Genomic DNA, 17487 nt, shown 5'->3' with positions numbered 1-17487 from the left:
GCCCGCGGGGGGGGGGGGGGGGGGGGGGCGGGGCGCGGGGGGGGGGGTGGGTGGGCGGGGCGGGCCGGCCCCCCGGGGGCGCGCCCCCCGGCGGGGGGGCCCCCCGGGGGGCGGGGCGGGGCCCCCCCCGCCACTTGGGTGGTGCGGATCAGGCGTAGAGCGCCCGCCACGTCTTCTTGCCGACCTTGCCGTCGGCCGTCAGGTGGTGGCGGGACTGGAACTTCTTCACCGCGGCCCGGGTCTTGGGACCGAAGTAGCCCGTGACATCTCCCCAGGGGAGATAGCGGCGGTTCGCCAGCAGGCACTGCACCTGCCGGACGCGGTCGCCGCGCTGGCCGTAGACGGTGAGGGCGGTGCCGTTGTAGTACGCACAGGCGGCCTTGGTGCCGGACGGCCCGGCAGCGGGCTCGGTCGCGGACGCCGGACCGGCGAACAGTCCGGCGGTCAGCAGACCCGCGGTCGCGGTCAGAACGGCCGTGCGTGTGACGGCATGACGCATTGTTCGGGCATTCACGAATTCCACCGTTTCCCCCGTTGGAAGTGATGCTGTGTGAGAAGTGATGCTGTGCGGGCCGTGATCCGGCCGGAATGATCCCATTGATCAACTGGAATACCGGAACAACCAGATCGGCCCGATCAATTCGATCAACCTGAACACATTCTTGAACAGGGAGTTCCAGTTGGTCCGCTTGGATGCGATTCCACCCGTTCCCACGCCGAACGGGGCGGTGGTGGTTCCCCGTAGCGGAAAAGAGTCCGCGGCCGTAAGAAATGGATCAGCCGGCCGTCGCCGCCTTCCGCAGTTCGTCCTCCAGATCCTCCAAGGCCAGCCCCTTGGTCTCCGGTGCGTACCGCTTGCAGAAAAGCAGGGACAGTACGCACATCACGCCGAACAGCCAGAACGTGGTGCCCGCGCCGACCGCGTCGAGCAGTAGCGGAAAGGCAAGCGCAACCGAGAAGTTGACCAGCCACATCACGAATACCGCGGTACCCATGGCCAGTCCGCGGACCGCGAGCGGGAACATCTCGGCGAGCAGCAGCCAGACACCGGTGTTCAAGGTGGCCTGCATAAAGGCCATGTAGAGCACCATGAGGCCGAGGACCAGACAGCTGACGGCGGGGGAGTGCGGGAGGCGGAAGGCCGCGCCGAGCAGGGCGAGCGCGAGTGCCATGCCGGCCAGGCCGGTGATCAGCATGGGGCGGCGGCCGACCCGGTCGATCAGGGACATGCCGACCGCCGTGGCGAGTACGGAGACGGCGCCGACGGCGATGGTGGCGGTGATGGCGGCGTTGGTGCCGAGGCCGGTGGTGGCGAGGATCTTGGGCGCGAAGTAGATGACGGCGTTGACGCCGGTGATCTGCTGGACGATCGCCAGCCCGATGCCCACCATGAGGAGCCGCCGTACCCAGGGGGTGCGCAGTTCCTGCCAGGCGCCGCGCCGCGCGTCCGCCTCCACGCTGCGGGCGTGGTCGATACGGGCCAGCTCGGTGGCGATGTCGTCGGCGGGGAGCGTACGGCGCAGCACCCCGGCCGCCTCGTCATGCCGGCCCTTGCTGATGTACCAGCGGGGGGTGTCCGGCAGGAAGAACAGCCCGGCGAACAGCGCCACCGCGGGCAGCGCGGCCAGACCCAGCATCCAGCGCCAGGCCTCCCAGTGCGCGAGGACCGCGTTGATCAGATAGGCGAGCAGCTGACCGCTCACGATCATCAGAGAGTTGAAGGACACCAACCGGCCCCGGATGTGCGGCGGCGCGATCTCCGACAGATAGAGCGGGGTGATGACCGAGGCGCTGCCCACGGCGAGGCCCAGGACGAAGCGGGCCACGGCCATGAAGGGCACGGTGGGGGCGAGCGCGACGGCCAGCGCGCCGCCGATGAACACCGCGCCCGCCCACAGCAAGGAGTTGCGCCGCCCGAGAGCATCGGACATCCGCCCGCCGGCCAGTGAGCCGAAGGCGGCGCCGATCAGCAGCGCGCTGGTGATGATGCCCTCGCCCAGGGAACCGAGGCCGAAGTGGCGCTCCATGAAGGGGAGGGCGCCGGAGACGACTCCGGTGTCGTAGCCGAAGAGGGCGCCGCCGAGGGCGGCTATGGCAGCGATGCCGACGATGAAGCGTTTGGCGTTACCGGCCGGGCCGCTCTCGCGAGGCCCGGCGGACGCCACCTGGCGGGTGGGGGCCGTCATCGTCAGCGGTAGAGCGCGGGACGCTCGATCAGCTCTACGGCCACCCGCTCACCGGTCTCCTGGGCGCGGACGCCCGCCGCGCACACCGCGGCCGCCGCATAACCGTCCCAGCAGCTGGGGCCCTCGACCTCGCCGCGCCGCGTGGCATTGACCCAATGCTGCACCTGCCGGTCGTACGCCTCCTCGAAGCGCTCGACGAAGCCGGGCGTGATGGCGCCGCCCCAGTGGCCGACGGCGTTGGTGAACACCCCGCGGTCGTCGCCGATCCTCGCGGTACCGGTCTCGCAGACCGCCTCGCAGCTGACCTGGTAGCCGAAGCCGCAGTTGACGAAGAGTTCGGTGTCCACGACCTGGCCGCCGGCCGTCTCGAAGAGGATCAACTGCGGGTCGCTGAGGCCTTCGGGCGCGTTCCCGGTGGGCGCCGGGCGCAGCACCCGTACGGTCGTGATCTCCTCCTCCAGCAGCCAGCGGGTCACATCGATCTCGTGCACCACGGAGTCGTGGATCGTCATCGCGTTGGTGAAGCCGGGCGGTGTGTCGGCGTTGCGGTGTTTGTTGTGCAGCATCAGCGGACGGCCGTATGTTCCCTGGTCCAGGAGGGACTTGAGGGCGCGGTAGTCGGCGTCGTAGCGGCGCATGAAGCCCACCTGGACGCGGCGGTGGCCCAGCGCCTGCTCCGCCTCGACGACGCGCAGCGCGGAGGCCGGGTCCGGGGTCAGCGGCTTCTCGCACAGGACGGGCAGATCGCGGGCGAAGGCGTCGAGTAGCGCCGCCTCATGGGCCGGGCCGGGCGAGGCGATGAGCACGGCGTCCACCGCGGGGTCGGCCATGGCAGCGGCCGGGTCGGTGTAGGCGGTACACCCCTCGATGCTGTCGGCGAGGCACTTGACCCGGTCGGCGTCGAGATCGGCCACGGCCGCCACCCGCGCGCCACTGATCACCTCATTGATCCGGCGCACGTGGTCGGCGCCCATCCGGCCGGTGCCGATCACCGCCACGCCCAGTGTTCCGTAGGAAGTCATGTCGTCCTCAAGTCCTTAGGTGCTTCATGCCGTTTGCTTCACGTGCTGCGGAGTACGTACTACAGAGTGTGATGCACACTGGGAATCAATTACTCTCCGTAATCGTTGCCGGAATATAAGGAGGCGTCACGAGGCGTCAGGGACGTCACGAGGCGTCAGAAGGCGTCAGAAGGCAAGCGTGCAAGGTGTAGGGGGTGGACGGAGTGTGAGGAGGGGCCGCGGACGGTGCGCGCGGCCGGGCGCCGGGCCGGGCGCCGGGTGACACGGCCGGGCGCCGGGCGGGCGGCGCCGCGGCTCAGGCGCCGCAGGACCGCAGGAAGCGCCGGGTGCGCTCGGCGATCGGGAACGGCTGGTCGGGCGGGCAGGGGTACATGTCCTGCTCGACGATCGCGAAGAGGTCGACGTCCAGCTCCTGTGCGGCCTCCAGGACGGGCGGCAGCGCGGGCACGCCGAGCGGCGGCTCGCACATCACGCCCTGCTGGACGGCCGGACCGAAGGGTGTGCCCTTGGCGACGACGTCGGCGAGGATGTCCGGGTCGACCTGCTTGAGGTGGAGGTAGCCGATTCGCTCGCCGTAGGTGCGGATCAGCTTGACGCTGTCGCCGCCGCAGTAGGCGTAATGGCCGGTGTCCAGGCAGAGGTTGACCAGGTCGGAGTCGGTGCCGTCGAGGAAGCGCGCGACGTGCTCCTCGGTGTCGATGTGGGTGTCGGCGTGCGGGTGCACGACGATGTCGAGGCCGAATTCGTCGCGTACGCGCTTGCCGAGCCGCTGCATGCCCGTGGTCAGGTGCTTCCACTGCTCGGGGGTCAGCTCGCGCGGCTCGAGCTCCTCGGCGGTCTTGTCGTCCCGCCAGAAGGACGGGATGACGACGAGGTGTTTCGCGTCCATCGCCTGGGTGAGGGTGGCGACCTCGCTGACGTGGGCCCAGGTCTTGTCCCAGACGTCGGGGCCGTGGTGCAGCGAGGTGAAGATGGTGCCGGCCGAGACGCTCAGGCCGCGCCGGGCGGTCTCGTCGCGGAGGGCGGCGGGGTCGGTGGGGAGGTAGCCGTACGGGCCGAGTTCGATCCACTCGTAGCCGGCGTCGGCGACCTCGTCCAGGAAGCGCCGCCAGGGGACCTGCTGCTCGTCGTCGGGGAACCAGACGCCCCAGGAGTCGGGGGCGGAGCCGACGCGGATGCGGTCCAGGGCGGGCGAGGCGGCACGGGGTGCGGGCATGCTGCGGCTCTCCTTACGCCGGTCGGCGGTGACCGGGAGGCACTGGGGTGGTCGGAGGTGGGGTGTGGGGGTGTGGGGCACAGCCTCTCTGCCGCTCCGGGGAGTGTCAAGACTTCGTCCTGACATAAGGACTTAAGGACTTTGTAACCCGAGAGGGTGTGCGCAGGGTGTGCGCCAGGTGGGCTGCGGTGGGTCCGGGGGGTGACGGTCGGGGGCGGGCTCGGGGGCGTGCGTTCAGGGTGTGGCCGGGCTCCATCCCCCCGGGTCGCCCCATCTCCCCCCTCGACGTAAGAATGTAAGGACAAATTGTTGACAGGGTCTGATGCTCACCGTTAGACCTTTCCTCAGGGCCGAACCGCCCAACCCGCCGCGCCGGCCGACCCGAAGGGGCGCATATGACCGAGCCGTACGACCTGATCACGATGGGCCGCATCGGGGTGGACATCTACCCGTTGCAGACCGGCGTGCCGTTGGCGCGGGTGGAGACCTTCGGGAAGTTCCTGGGCGGCTCCGCCACGAATGTCGCGGTCGCCGCCGCCCGGCTCGGGCGCCGTAGTGCCGTCATCAGCCGTACCGGACGTGACCCTTTCGGCGACTACATCCACCAGGCGCTGCGCGACTTCGGCGTGGACGATCTCTGGGTGACCCCGGTGGACGGCCTCCCGACCCCCGTCACCTTCTGCGAGATCTTCCCGCCGGACGACTTCCCGCTCTACTTCTACCGCCGCCCCAAGGCCCCGGACCTGGTCATTCACCCCGAGGAACTGGACCTGGACGCCCTCGCGGCGGCCCGGATTTTCTGGATCACCGGTACGGGGCTGTGCGAGGAACCCAGTCGTGGCGCCACCCTCGCCGCCCTGAAGGCCCGCGGCAAGGCGGGTCCGACGGTCTTCGACCTCGACTGGCGGCCGATGTTCTGGGGTGGCGAGGGCGGCGCCTCCGGGGACGGCGGCGCGACCGGCGCCGCGGCGATGGCCGCCGCCCGCCCGTACTACGAAGCGGCCCTGCGGCACGCCACCGTGGCGGTCGGCAATGTCGACGAGGCCGAGGTCGCCACCGGGCTGCGCGACCCCAAGGCCTGCGCCCAGGCGCTGCTGGAGCTGGGCGTGGAGCTGGCTGTCATCAAGCAGGGGCCCAAGGGGGTGCTGGCCGTCCACCGGGACGGCCGCACCGCGGAGCTCCCGCCCACCCCCGTCGAGGTCGTCAACGGCCTGGGCGCCGGTGACTCCTTCGGCGGCGCCCTCTGTCACGGCCTGCTGGCCGGCTGGGACCTGGAGCCGATGATGCGTTACGCCAACGCCGCCGGCGCCATCGTCGCCTCCCGCCTGGCCTGTTCCTCCGCGATGCCGACGGCCGACGAGGTCGACGCGTTCCTCGCGGAACGGTGACGCCCCACGGCCGCGCCCGCCACGCGGTCACCCCGCCCCCACTTGTGCACTCAAGAAGGTGAGTTGAGCCTTGACTCCTCGGATCAGCGACCTCCCGGCGCTGCGGGCCCGGCACCCCGAAGCCGTCGCGGAGGCTGCCGCCCGCCGCACCCGCCGCCCCCTCCTCGGCGACAGCGGCCGGCTGATGATCGTTGCCGCCGACCATCCCGCTCGCGGCGCGCTCGCCGTCGGCGACCGGCGGCTCGCCATGGCCAACCGCCTCGACCTGCTGGAACGCCTCGTCCTCGCGCTCTCGCGGCCCGGCGTGGACGGCGTCCTCGGCACCGCCGACATCCTGGAGGACCTGCTGCTCCTCGGCGCCCTCGAGGGCAAGGTCGTGATGGGTTCGATGAACCGCGGCGGGATCGCGGGCGCGTCCTTCGAGATGGACGACCGCTTCACCGGCCACCGTCCCGAGGACCTCGCCCGGCTCCGCTTCGACGCCGGCAAGCTGCTGCTGCGCATTGACTACAGCGACCCCGGCTCGCTGGCCACCTTGGAGGCCACCGCCCGCGCCATCGATGCGATGGCCGCGCGCGAACTGCCCACCTTTGTCGAACCGTTCCTCTCCCGCCGGATCGACGGCGCGGTCCGCAACGACCTGAGCGCCGAGGCGGTCACCAAGGCCGTGGCCATCGCCTCCGGCCTCGGCGGCACCTCCGCCTACACCTGGCTCAAACTCCCCGTCACCGACGACCCCGATGCGATGGCCCGGGTCTGCGAGACCTCCACGCTGCCCACCGTCCTGCTCGGCGGCGACATCGGCCGCACCGTCCAGGACCAGGAAGCCGCGTACGAGAAATGGCGCAAGGCGCTGCGGCTGCCGACCGTCCAGGGGCTGGTCGTCGGCCGCTCGCTGCTCTATCCCGCGGACGGGGATGTCACGGCGGCCGTCGACACCGCCGTCGGCCTGCTGTAGCGGAATGCCGTGAAAAGCCGCAGGTGGCGGCCGGATGCGGGTAACTGTCAGTGGCGAGTAGGAGACTTGCAGTCATGAGCGGAGTCATGAGCGACCAGACGGATTTCCACCTCGAGGCGGGGCGCGCGGCACGGGGCCCGTACGCCCTGGACATCGATCCGCAGCGGGCCGGCTGGGGGTACTCGTCGCTGCGTGTCCTGGACCTGCCGCCCGGCGGGCACCACTCCTTCGCCACCGGTGACAGCGAGTGGATCGTGCTGCCGCTGTCCGGCGGCTGCACGGTGCTGACCGACGGCGGCGAGACCCTCGAACTGACCGGCCGGGAGAGCGTGTTCAGCGGCGTGACGGACTTCGCCTACGTGCCGCGCGATGCCCAAGTCCAGATGGCGAGCGGCGCCGGCGGCCGCTTCGCGCTCACCGGTGCCCGCTGCGAGCGCCGCCTGCCCGCCCGGTACGGGCCCGCCTCGGCCGTCCCCGTGGAGCTGCGCGGCACCGGCACCTGCTCGCGGCAGGTCAACAACTTCGGCGCGGCCGGCGTGTTCGCGTGCGACCGGCTCATAGCGGTGGAGGTGCTCACGCCCGGCGGCAACTGGTCCTCCTATCCGCCGCACAAGCACGACGAGTGCCGCCCCGGTGAGGAGTCCGAACTGGAGGAGATCTACTACTTCGAGATCGAGCCCGCGCACGGTACGGACGGTGTCGGCTACCAGCGCGTCACCCCCTCCGGGCGCGGCCGCGGCACCGATGTCCTGGCCGAGGTCCGCAGCGGTGACGCCGTCCTCATCCCCGACGGCTGGCACGGCCCGTCCATCGCCTCCCCCGGCCATGCCATGTACTACCTCAACGTCATGGCCGGGCCCGGTGAGACCCGCGAGTGGCTGATCTGCGACCACCCCGACCACGGCTGGATCCGTGACACCTGGCCCGACCAGCCCGTCGACCCCCGCCTCCCCCTCTACGAAGCGCCCGCAGGAGACGCCCGATGAACGCCCCGATGACACGCCGCCTGACGGTTGCGCAGGCCCTGGTCGAGTTCCTCGCCCACCAGTACACCGAGCGCGACGGCCGGCAGCACCGCCTGATCAACGCCTGCTGGGGCATCTTCGGCCATGGGAACGTCGCCGGTATCGGCCAGGCCCTGCTGGAGTCCGGCGAGGCGCTGCCCTACCTCCAGGGCCGCAACGAACAGGCCATGGTGCACGCGGCCGTTGGCTACGCCCGCCAGTGCGACCGGCTCTCCGCGCAGGCCGTCACCACCTCCATCGGCCCCGGCGCCACCAACCTCGTCACCGGCGCCGCGCTCGCCACCGTCAACCGCCTGCCCGTCCTGCTGCTGCCCGGCGACAGCTTCGCCACCCGGCCCGCGGAGCCGGTCCTCCAGCAGCTCGAAGTCCCCTCCGCAGGCGATGTATCGGTCAATGACGCGCTGCGCCCGGTCTCCCGCTACTTCGACCGTGTCACCCGCCCCGAGGCGCTGATCCCCACCGCCCTCCAGGCCATGCGGGTCCTCGCCGACCCGGTGGAGACCGGCGCGGTCACCCTCGCCCTGCCGCAGGACGTCCAGGCCGAGGCGTACGACTGGCCGGAGGAGTTCTTCGCCGACAGGGTCTGGCGGGTCATCCGTCCCGCCCCCGACGCCGGCGCCCTCGCCGAGGCCGTGCATGCCGTCCGCGGCGCCCGCCGGCCGCTGCTGATCGCGGGCGGCGGCGTCCACCACAGCGAGGCCGAGGACGCGCTGTGTGCCTTCGCCGACGCCACCGGCATCCCCGTCGCCTCCACCCAGGCCGGCAAGGGCTCGCTGCGCCACGACCACCCCGCCGACATCGGCGGCATCGGCCACACCGGCACCGCCACCGCCGACGCACTGGCCCGCGAGGCCGACCTGGTCATCGGTGTCGGCACCCGCTTCACCGACTTCACCACGGCTTCCACCACGCTCTTCGCCGCCCCCGATGTCCGCTTCCTCAACCTCAACATCGCCTCCTTCGACGCGCACAAGCTCGGCGCCACCTCCCTGGTCGCCGATGCTCGCGCCGGACTCGAAGCCCTCACCGGAGCGCTGTCCGGCCACCGTGTGGAGGAGGAGTACGAGGCTGCCTACGGAGCGGCGAAGGCGGCGTGGGAGCGCCAGGTGGACGCGGCGTACGGGGCGGCGGACGCGTCCCTGCGGCCGTCCCAGACGCAGGTCCTCGGCGCGCTGGACGCCGTCGTCGACGACACCGACATCGTCATCAACGCCGCCGGGTCCCTCCCCGGCGACCTGCACAAACTCTGGCGTGCCCGGTCCCGCAGGCAGTACCACCTCGAATACGGCTACTCCTGCATGGGCTACGAGATCCCGGCGGCCATCGGTGTGCGGCTCGCCGCCCCGGACCGCCCGGTGTGGGCGCTCGTCGGCGACGGTACGTATCTGATGAACCCCACCGAGATCGTCACCGCGGTCCAGGAGGGCATCCACATCAATATCGTCCTCATCCAGAACCACGGCTATGCCTCCATCGGCGGCCTGTCCGAGGAGACGGGCGGCGAGCGCTTCGGCACGGCGTACCGCTTCCGGGCCAAGGACGGCACCTACACCGGGGCGCCGCTGCCCGTGGATCTCGCCGCCAATGCCGCCTCGCTCGGTATGCACGTCCTGCGCGCCGGGACCGTCGGCGAGCTGCGCGCGGCGCTCGCCGAGGCGCGTGGCGCGAACCGGCCCACATGTGTCTATGTCGAGACCGAAACGGCTGACACTGTGCCGGGCGCGCCCGAGGCACAGGCCTGGTGGGATGTACCTGTTGCCGAGACCGCGACGCGGCCGGCGGCGGTCGCCGCCCGCGCAGCGTACGACCGCCATGCCGCCGCCCGTCGTCGCCACCTCTGACATCCGCTCGCTGCTGCACCGTACGAAAGGCCCTTCCGATGAAGACCATCAACCACTGGATCGGCGGCAAGCCCGTCGAGGGCGTCTCCGGCAGCTACGGCCCGGTCTACAACCCGGCCACCGGTGCCCAGGAGAAGCAGGTCGCCTTCGCCTCGGTGGAGGAGGTCGATGCCGCCGTCGCCGCCGCCAAGGAGGCGTTCAAGAGTTGGGGCACCAGCTCGCTGGCCAAGCGCACCTCGGTGCTTTTCCGGTACCGCGAGCTGCTCGACGCGCACCGCGACGAGATCGCCGCCCTGATCACCGCGGAGCACGGAAAGGTGCACTCCGACGCGCTCGGCGAGGTCGCCCGCGGTCTGGAGATCGTCGAGCTGGCCTGCGGCATCCCCGAGAAGCTCAAGGGCGAGCTGTCCACCCAGGTCTCCACCCGCGTGGACGTGGCCGCCATCCGCCAGTCGCTGGGTGTCGTGGCCGGCATCACGCCGTTCAACTTCCCGGCCATGGTGCCGATGTGGATGTTCCCCCTCGCCATCGCCTGCGGCAACGCCTTCATCCTCAAGCCGAGCGAGAAGGTGCCCAGCGCCGCCTTCAAGCTGGCCGAGCTGGCCGCCGAGGCGGGCCTGCCCGACGGTGTGCTGAACGTGGTCAACGGCGACAAGGTGGCCGTCGACGCGATCCTGGAGCACCCGGACATCGCCGCGGTGTCCTTCGTCGGCTCCACCCCGATCGCCAAGTACATCCACACCACCGGCACGGCCAACGGCAAGCGCGTCCAGGCGCTGGGCGGCGCCAAGAACCACATGCTGGTGCTGCCGGACGCCGACCTCGACCTGGCCGCGGACTCCGCGATCAACGCCGCCTACGGTTCGGCGGGCGAGCGCTGCATGGCGATCTCGGTAGTGGTCGCCGTCGGTGACACCGCCGACCCGCTGATCGGCAAGATCAAGGAGCGCGCCGACAACCTGCGGATCGGCCCCGGCGACGACCCGGCCTCCGAGATGGGCCCGCTGATCACCAAGGTCCACCGCGACAAGGTCGCCTCGTACGTCACCGGTGCCGCGGCCCAGGGCGCCGATGTCGTCATCGACGGCACCGGCTACACCGTCGAGGGCTACGAGGACGGCCACTGGATCGGCGTCTCGCTCCTGGACCACGTCACCCCCGAGATGGACGCCTACCGCGACGAGATCTTCGGCCCGGTGCTCTCCGTGGTCCGCGTCGAGACCTACGACGAGGCCATCGCCCTGATGAACAACTCCCCGTGGGGCAACGGCACCGCGATCTTCACCCGGGACGGCGGCGCTGCCCGCCGCTTCCAGCTGGAGGTCGAGGCCGGCATGGTCGGGGTGAACGTCCCGATCCCGGTTCCTGTCGGCTACCACTCGTTCGGCGGCTGGAAGGACTCGCTCTTCGGCGACCACCACATCTACGGCAACGACGGCGTGCACTTCTACACCCGCGGCAAGGTCGTCACCACCCGCTGGCCGGACCCGTCCGACGGCGGCATCAACCTGGGCTTCCCCCGCAACCACTGACGTCCCGCCCGTCCCGCCCGGACCCCCTGCCGACCCTGACCGGCAGGGGGTCCGCCCTGTCCGCAGGATGTACGTACGGCGGTGAGCCGATCGCGTACGGCAGCAATCCGCAGTTCCGGGGGCGACCGCGGCGGTGCCCGTTGCTACCGTGCTCCCTTGCCAGAGCACCGACACCCGTGGGGGATCCGCATGCAACAACCGATGGCGCTCGCCAAGGGCGCCCGCATCGCCGGCGGTGTCTTCTGCCTGCTGTTCTTCCTCTGGACCGCCTACTGGCTGGTCGTCGACATCGGCGAGTTCGGCATCGACGGCCTCTGGGACACCTGGACCGGTGAGCGGGCCGTCGGCCAGGACCAGGTCACCACCCCCCTCCAACTCGGGCTCGCCGTCCTGCAGCTGACGGCGGTCTTCGCGGCCTTCGCCGGGCAGCGGTCGGCCGGCGGACTGCTCGCCGTCGCCACCACGCTCACCTTCGCGACCGCCCTGCAGACCCTCGTCAGCGCCGGCCAGCACACCAGCGACGACCGATGGTTCAGGAACGCCGACAACACCACGCCGACGTTCGAAGGCGTCTTCCTCGGCAGCCTGTGGCTGATCATGTTCGCCTTCGTCGCCGGGATCGTGCTGCTGTGCGGGATGCGCGGCTGGCCACGGCAGAAGCCCAGCGACCCGCCCAAGCGCCCGGTCAAGGCGGCGGGCGTGGTCGGCGGTCTGCTGCTCCTCGCGATGGCGCTGTGCTACGCCAGCTGGCACATCTATGTGCTGGTGCAGTTCGGCAGCGACTCCCTCACCCCGCTCTACCTCGGCCGGGGCACGCTCTCCGCCCTGACGCAGCTGGCCGGCGGCTGGTACGCGGTGGTCTTCCTCCTGCTGACCCTGGTGGCCGGCGTCAACAGCCTGATGCGGGGCGGCGCGGCCCGCGGCCTCGGCATCGGCCTGGGCATCGTGCTGCTGCCCCACGCCGTGCTGGCGCTGATCTCGTTGATCGGTCACGATGCGCTGTTCAAGCTCGGCGACGCGATGCCGGGCATGGGCCTGATCAGCAACATCCAGCTCCTGCTGGACCTGCTCGGCTCGATCGCGCTGCTCGCGGTGCTGGGCCGCGGCGAGCCCGTCGCCCCGGCCTGGTACCCGCCGGCCCAGGCGCAGTTCGCGGCGCCCGGCTTCGTACCGTCCGGCCCGCCGCCGGTCGGCTGGCAGCCGGGGGGCCCGCCGATGGGGCCGCCGCCCGGTCCGCCCATGCCTCAGCAGGCTCCGCCGTTCCCGCCGCCGCAGGGCGGCTTCGGGCCGCCGCCGTCCTGACGGGTGCGCCCCACGTTGCCGGGTGCCCGTCCCTTCGGGGTGCGCCCCACGTTGCCGGGTGCGGCGCCGTGCCTCGTCCGTTGTTCTGGGCCCGCCTTCGGCGGGATCGGGGGAGGTTGTGGGGTGGGTCGCGGGCGTGTGGGGGTGGGTGCGGGGCCGGTCCTCCAGGACTTCGTCCCTACGGCCCAACCCCTCCCGCCGGTTTCGCGACCACCCCTGGGTGGGGGACTTGACCTCGGGTTGCGCCGGAGTTGCACCCGGCGGCCGTCGTTTGTACCTACCTCCCACCGGCCGGAGGTCGACTACGGACGGGAGGCGGCAGGCCGTAGCGACGAAGCCGTGTAGGCCTGTCGCCGCACCCCCGCTACGGAATGCCGACCGCAATGGCCAACCCCCACCCCGCCCGCCGAAGGCGGGCAAAGCGCAACTCCCACGGCGGGAAAGCCGACAACGTGGGAGGCTCAGGCCGACGGCCCCTGCATCCGCGCGCTGACCCACCGCATCGTGTCCTCGCCCAGCCCTTGCACATAGGTCGCCGCGCTGTGCGTGCCGCCCGGCACGATGTGCAGCCGCGCCTTGACCGGCCCGTGCCCGTACTGTGCGATGAACCTGCGCACCTTGGGGAGAACGGTGTTCTCCTTGGACCCGTCCTGGAACGCCAGACAGACCTCGGGTCCGCCGCGCGCTATCAGCCGCCGGGCCAGCACGATCTTCGGCTGTCCGGGGATGTCGCTGCCGTCGTAGTACTGCTTGTCGTCGGGGTTGAGCACCGGCATGACGAGGATGAACGGCAGGCTGGTGCCGTTCTTGGACCACTGGGCAAGGCTCTCCTCCAGCTTCAGGTCGGAGCCGATCCAGTAGTTGACCGGGTAGCCGTACGAGCCGGGCAGCGCCTCCATCACCGGGAAGCCCTTGTCGGCGTTGCGCTTGTCGTAGTACTCCGGCGGCGCCCACACCCATACCTTCCCGGTGAACCCCGACTTGGGGCCGTGCAGGGTGGTCACGCCTATCGGGGTGCTCTCGCCGGCCCCGCCCACCCGGCTCTCCTCCGCGAAGCTGATCGGATGCGTGGGGAACCGCACCAGCGACCGCTTCCCCTTCTGCGGCGCCGTGGCATGCGTGGCGGTGCCCGGACCGGGGTCGGCGAAGCGTACCGGGGCCGCCGACGTGGCCGCGCCGGTGCCGCAGCCGGCCGTACAGACGAGAACGGTCAGGGTGATCAGGGCGATCACCGGGGTGAACAGGGCTTTGCGCACGACGCTTTCTCCTTGCCGGACCGGCCGGGAGACGTCCCGGCCGGCCAGCAAGAGGGGAGGGTGCCGCGAAAAGGTTTCCTCCGGGAGGTGTCGGATTGGTCGCACTGGATGTTCGGAATCCGGGCGTACCGTCCTGACCTGGGACTTTTCCGTGTGGAGGAAGGCGGGTTTACCGGTATTTTCCCGGTACGGGGCATCGCGTACGGGTGCGGAGCCGCGCTGCTGCGCCCGGAAAACAAACCGGCACCGGCCACTCCGGAACCCCCGTCCCCTGACCGTATTCTCTCGCTATGACCTGGTCGCGTGCGCTGAAGGAGACCGCCCGCTCCGGGCTGACCATCGAGCGGGCCAAGCTCACGCCGGTGATCGCGGTGCGCGGTGCGGTCGGTGTCGCCGTCGTCGTCGGGCTGTGTCTGTGGCGCGGTGACCCCGCCCTTGCGGTCTCCTCCGCGTTCGGCGCCTTCGCCTCGGGACTCGTCACCTTCCAGCGCAGCATGCGGCCCCGGCCGGTCCTGGCGCTCGCGGTCGCCGCGGCACTGGCCGTCTCCACCTTCCTCGGCTATCTCACCGCCGCCCATCTCCTCGGCTTCGTCCTGCTGCTCGCCGGCTGGAGCCTGCTGGCGGGTATGGCCTGGGCGATCGGCCCGGTCTCCGGTCTGGCCGGCACCCTGACCGTGGCGATCATGCTGGTCACCGTCACTCTGCCGACGTCCGTGCTGGGCGCCCTGCAGCACGCCGCCCTGATCTTCTTCGGCGGTCTTGTCCAGGCCACGCTCATCGTCGTGTTCCCCGTACGGCCCTGGGGCGTGCAGCGCGACGCCCTCGCCGATGCGCTGGCCGCCGAGGCCGACTACGCGCGGCGCCTGCGGCACGACCCGGTGGCGCCCTTCGACCCGGCGCCCCTGATGGACGCCCGCCTCGCGTCCGAGGTGACGCCGCGTCAGGCCCGGCGCCGCCCCGTCCAGCTGCACGGCCCCCGCGGTCTGGCCGAACGGGTCCGGCCCGTCCTTGCCTCACTCGCCGACCCGGTCGTCGGCGCCCCGATGGAGGGCCCCGAACGCGATCGCGTCCGCGACCTCCTCCAGGCCGCGGGCACCGTCCTGGACGCCGTCGCCCATGCCGTACGGCACGCCGGCCCCGTCCGTCTGCCGCCCGAGGCGATGGCCACCCTGGAGGTCCCCGCCTCCGGCCCGATGCTCCAGGGCGCCGCCCGGCGCTCCGCCTACCGCCTGATCTCCCTGCTCGCCGATGCCGTCGAACTCACCGACGAGCCCGTCCGGGCCACCCGCCCCACTACCGAAGCCGAACGCGGTCATCTGCTGCGCCCCAGTGTTCCCCGGCTCGTCCCGGTTGCCCTGCGCGCCCTGCACCGCGAGGCCCGCTGGTCCTCCCACATCTTCCGGCACGCCCTGCGCGTCAGCGCCGTGGCCTCCTTGGGCTACCTCCTGGGCACCGTCCTCCCCTTCGGCCACGGCTACTGGGCGCCGCTGACCTCTGTCATGGTGATGCGCCCCGACTTCGCCCAGACCTACTCCCGCGGCGTGGCCCGCTTCAGCGGCACCCTGGTGGGCGTGGGCGTCAGCGGCGCCCTGATGGCGCTGGCCCATCCGAGCCTCTATCTGAGCGCCGGACTCGCCGTCATCTGCGTCTTCCTGATGTACCTGCTGATGCGCACCGGCGTCTCGGTCACCTCGGCCTGCGTGGCCGGCTATGTCATCTTCCTGCTGGGCATCGCCGGCGAAGGCTGGGAACAGACCGTCCAGGAACGCATCGTGCTCACCCTCCTCGGCGGGCTCCTCGCGATGCTCTCGTACGCGCTGTTCCCCGCCTGGGAAACACCCAAGCTGCGCGACCGCCTCGCCGATTGGCTGGCGGCCAACGGCCGTTACGCGCTGGCCGTGCTGGACCGTTTCGCCCGGCCCGCCGAACGCCGTCCCCGGCACGTCCGCGAGGCCCTTCTGGATGCCCGCGCGGCCCGCGTCGCCTGGGAGGAGAGCGAGGCCCGCGCCGAAAAGGAACCCGTACGTCACCGCGGCCTCTCCCGTACCTCGGCCACCGCCGCCGGTTCCGCCCTCGCCACCATGGCCCGGGTCACGATGATCATGGAGGCCCATCTCCCCGACAAGGACGCCGAACCGTCCCCCGGCGCCGCTGCCTTCGCCGCCGAACTCCGCCCCTCTCTGGAGCGCGCCGCCCGTGCCGTACGGGACCGTGACCGGCTGGACTTTTGTGCGCTGCGCGCCGTATGGGAGCGGTGGGACGCCGAATCCGAGAGCCAGGGCGTCGCACTGCGCGCCGCGGATCTGCTCCTGGACGCCCTCGACGATCTCGCCGAGGCGCTGTCCAGGAGGCGGGGCGGCCGCAACCGGGCGGCACGCCCGGACTCGGACAAAACATCGGCGAGGGGCGTGGAAGGAACCATTCCGCCCGCCCAGTAGTCTTGTTGGGTGTCCGCAATGAACGCCAATCGATGCCAATAGGCGCCTTTGCCTTTGGTGAGCTATTGGTTCCGTCTGCGCCGCAATGCCCGAAGATCGTCACCCAGTCGAGAGAGCACCCGGTCTCCCCATGGCGTCCAGCACCACATCGAGAGTGTCGTCCGGCAAGTCCGCCGAAGGCTCCGCGGAAAGGCCTGCCGAGAGATCCGTCGCCAAGTCCCCCGGTAAGTCGGGCGGTATGTACGACATCGGCATCGACCTCGGCACCGCCAACACCCTGGTCTACGCCCGCGGCAAGGGCGTGGTGCTGAACGAGCCGTCCGTCGTTGCCGTCAACGCCGCCGGCGAGGTCATCGCCGTCGGCTCGGAGGCGAAGCGGACCATCGGCCGCACCCCCTCCGGGATCACCGCGATGCGCCCCCTGCGGGAAGGCGTCATCGCCGACTTCGAAGCCGCCGAGCAGATGCTGCGCGCCCTGATGAAGAAGGCCCTGCCCAGCCGCCGGTTCGCCCGGCCGCGCGTGGTCATCTGTGTCCCCTCCGGCATCACCGGCGTCGAGTGCCGCGCGGTCATCGACTCCGCCCGCGGCGCCGGCGCCCGCGAGGTCCACCTCATCGAGGAGCCGATGGCCGCCGCGATCGGCGCCGGCCTCCCCGTCGAAGAACCCGTCGGCTGCATGGTGGTGGACATCGGCGGCGGCACCACCGAGGTCGCCGTCGTCTCCATGGGCGGCCTGGTCACCGCCCGGTCCGTACGCGTTGCCGGCGACGCCCTCGACGCCGCCATCGCCGCCCACATCAAGAAGAAGCACGCCCTGACCATCGGCGAACGCACCGCCGAGGACATCAAGATCGCCATCGGCTCGGCCGCCCCGACCCCGATCGGGCCCCAGAGGGACGGCGCGCCCGAACGCCGCACCTCCTTCACCGTCCGCGGCCGCGACCACATCAGCGGCCTGCCCCGCATCCAGGAAGTCACCGAGGAGGAAATCCGCGACGCCCTCACCGAACCCGTCGACGCCATCGTCCGCGCCGTCCACCACACCCTCGACGCCTGCCCGCCGGAACTCTCCGGCGACATCATCGAGCGCGGCATCGCCCTGACCGGCGGCGGCGCCCTGCTGCGCGGCCTGGACCGGCGACTGCACCAGGAAATGGGCGTCCCGGTGACGGTCGCCGATCAGCCGCTGGACTGCGTCGTCAACGGCACCGCCAAGTGCGTCGACGAATTCGCCGCGCTGCACGGGCTGCTGACGGGCGCGAAGGACCGGCCGCGGAAGGCGGTGCGGCTGTAGCGGGCGCCGCGCGGTGGCGGGACGGGCGG

At 71.4% G+C, this 17487-nt stretch carries 13 protein-coding genes; 8 read left to right on the top strand and 5 right to left on the bottom strand.

The annotated features are described in order from the left end of the window. Positions 1 to 148 precede the first annotated feature (148 nt). From AB0D04_RS31195 to AB0D04_RS31180, 4 genes are all read right to left on the bottom strand, one after another. Entirely contained in the window at positions 149 to 514 is a 366-nt protein-coding gene (locus tag AB0D04_RS31195; protein ID WP_362710046.1) for a peptidoglycan-binding domain-containing protein, read from the bottom strand. Between the two features lie 262 nt (positions 515 to 776). Continuing rightward, a complete protein-coding gene (locus tag AB0D04_RS31190; protein ID WP_362710043.1) occupies positions 777 to 2186 on the bottom strand; it encodes a sugar porter family MFS transporter in 1410 nt (469 codons plus the stop codon). A 2-nt stretch (positions 2187 to 2188) separates the two neighbouring features. Beyond that, positions 2189 to 3208, bottom strand: a complete 1020-nt coding sequence (locus AB0D04_RS31185) for a Gfo/Idh/MocA family oxidoreductase (RefSeq protein WP_362710040.1) — start codon at positions 3206 to 3208, stop codon at positions 2189 to 2191. Positions 3209 to 3503: 295 nt separating this feature from the next. Further along, positions 3504 to 4424, bottom strand: coding sequence for a sugar phosphate isomerase/epimerase (locus tag AB0D04_RS31180; RefSeq protein WP_362710038.1), 921 nt, complete (start codon positions 4422 to 4424; stop codon positions 3504 to 3506). Positions 4425 to 4819: 395 nt separating this feature from the next. Between AB0D04_RS31180 and iolC the strand changes: the two genes are divergently transcribed. The 6 genes from iolC (at position 4820) to AB0D04_RS31150 (ending at position 12470) form a co-directional block, all read left to right on the top strand. Beyond that, complete coding sequence (gene iolC, locus AB0D04_RS31175; protein ID WP_362710035.1) at positions 4820 to 5812, top strand: 5-dehydro-2-deoxygluconokinase; 993 nt, start codon at positions 4820 to 4822, stop codon at positions 5810 to 5812. 70 nt (positions 5813 to 5882) lie between these two features. Beyond that, positions 5883 to 6770 (top strand): deoxyribose-phosphate aldolase, encoded by an 888-nt coding sequence (locus tag AB0D04_RS31170; protein WP_362710033.1) that lies wholly within the window; start codon positions 5883 to 5885, stop codon positions 6768 to 6770. Positions 6771 to 6844: 74 nt separating this feature from the next. Next, complete coding sequence (gene iolB, locus AB0D04_RS31165; protein WP_362710030.1) at positions 6845 to 7756, top strand: 5-deoxy-glucuronate isomerase; 912 nt, start codon at positions 6845 to 6847, stop codon at positions 7754 to 7756. Continuing rightward, positions 7753 to 9636, top strand: a complete 1884-nt coding sequence (iolD, locus tag AB0D04_RS31160; RefSeq protein WP_362710027.1) for a 3D-(3,5/4)-trihydroxycyclohexane-1,2-dione acylhydrolase (decyclizing) — start codon at positions 7753 to 7755, stop codon at positions 9634 to 9636. The genes iolB and iolD overlap by 4 nt, the downstream gene beginning before the upstream one ends. A gap of 38 nt (positions 9637 to 9674) precedes the next feature. Next, on the top strand, positions 9675 to 11168 hold the full coding sequence (locus AB0D04_RS31155) for a CoA-acylating methylmalonate-semialdehyde dehydrogenase (RefSeq protein WP_362710025.1): 1494 nt from the start codon (positions 9675 to 9677) through the stop codon (positions 11166 to 11168). 189 nt (positions 11169 to 11357) lie between these two features. Beyond that, positions 11358 to 12470, top strand: a complete 1113-nt coding sequence (locus tag AB0D04_RS31150) for a hypothetical protein (protein ID WP_362710022.1) — start codon at positions 11358 to 11360, stop codon at positions 12468 to 12470. Between the two features lie 461 nt (positions 12471 to 12931). On the opposite strand, the gene AB0D04_RS31145 is transcribed toward AB0D04_RS31150, so the two are convergent. After that, positions 12932 to 13726 carry a hypothetical protein gene (locus AB0D04_RS31145; protein ID WP_362710020.1) on the bottom strand — a complete coding sequence of 265 codons (795 nt, stop codon included), beginning with the start codon at positions 13724 to 13726 and terminating at the stop codon, positions 12932 to 12934. Positions 13727 to 14016: 290 nt separating this feature from the next. On the opposite strand from AB0D04_RS31145, the gene AB0D04_RS31140 reads away from it, so the two are divergent. Further along, positions 14017 to 16164, top strand: a complete 2148-nt coding sequence (locus AB0D04_RS31140; RefSeq protein WP_362710016.1) for an FUSC family protein — start codon at positions 14017 to 14019, stop codon at positions 16162 to 16164. A gap of 238 nt (positions 16165 to 16402) precedes the next feature. After that, entirely contained in the window at positions 16403 to 17458 is a 1056-nt protein-coding gene (locus tag AB0D04_RS31135; RefSeq protein WP_362710056.1) for a rod shape-determining protein, read from the top strand. Positions 17459 to 17487 lie beyond the last annotated feature (29 nt).

Origin of the sequence: Streptomyces sp. NPDC048483, from assembly GCF_040651455.1 — a bacterium.
GTDB lineage: Bacteria > Actinomycetota > Actinomycetes > Streptomycetales > Streptomycetaceae > Streptomyces.
This window is presented reverse-complemented; position numbering and strand designations above follow the sequence as displayed.

Bases quoted from the DNA above. Each gene is read 5' to 3' on its own strand.
- AB0D04_RS31140 (WP_362710016.1), top strand. From the start codon at position 14,017: ATGACCTGGTCGCGTGCGCTGAAGGAGACCGCCCGCTCCGGGCTGACC.
- AB0D04_RS31150 (WP_362710022.1), top strand. From the start codon at position 11,358: ATGCAACAACCGATGGCGCTCGCCAAGGGCGCCCGCATCGCCGGCGGT.
- AB0D04_RS31185 (WP_362710040.1), bottom strand. From the start codon at position 3,208: ATGACTTCCTACGGAACACTGGGCGTGGCGGTGATCGGCACCGGCCGG.
- iolB (WP_362710030.1), top strand. From the start codon at position 6,845: ATGAGCGGAGTCATGAGCGACCAGACGGATTTCCACCTCGAGGCGGGG.
- AB0D04_RS31155 (WP_362710025.1), top strand. From the start codon at position 9,675: ATGAAGACCATCAACCACTGGATCGGCGGCAAGCCCGTCGAGGGCGTC.
- AB0D04_RS31180 (WP_362710038.1), bottom strand. From the start codon at position 4,424: ATGCCCGCACCCCGTGCCGCCTCGCCCGCCCTGGACCGCATCCGCGTC.
- iolC (WP_362710035.1), top strand. From the start codon at position 4,820: ATGACCGAGCCGTACGACCTGATCACGATGGGCCGCATCGGGGTGGAC.
- AB0D04_RS31190 (WP_362710043.1), bottom strand. From the start codon at position 2,186: ATGACGGCCCCCACCCGCCAGGTGGCGTCCGCCGGGCCTCGCGAGAGC.
- AB0D04_RS31135 (WP_362710056.1), top strand. From the start codon at position 16,403: ATGTACGACATCGGCATCGACCTCGGCACCGCCAACACCCTGGTCTAC.
- iolD (WP_362710027.1), top strand. From the start codon at position 7,753: ATGAACGCCCCGATGACACGCCGCCTGACGGTTGCGCAGGCCCTGGTC.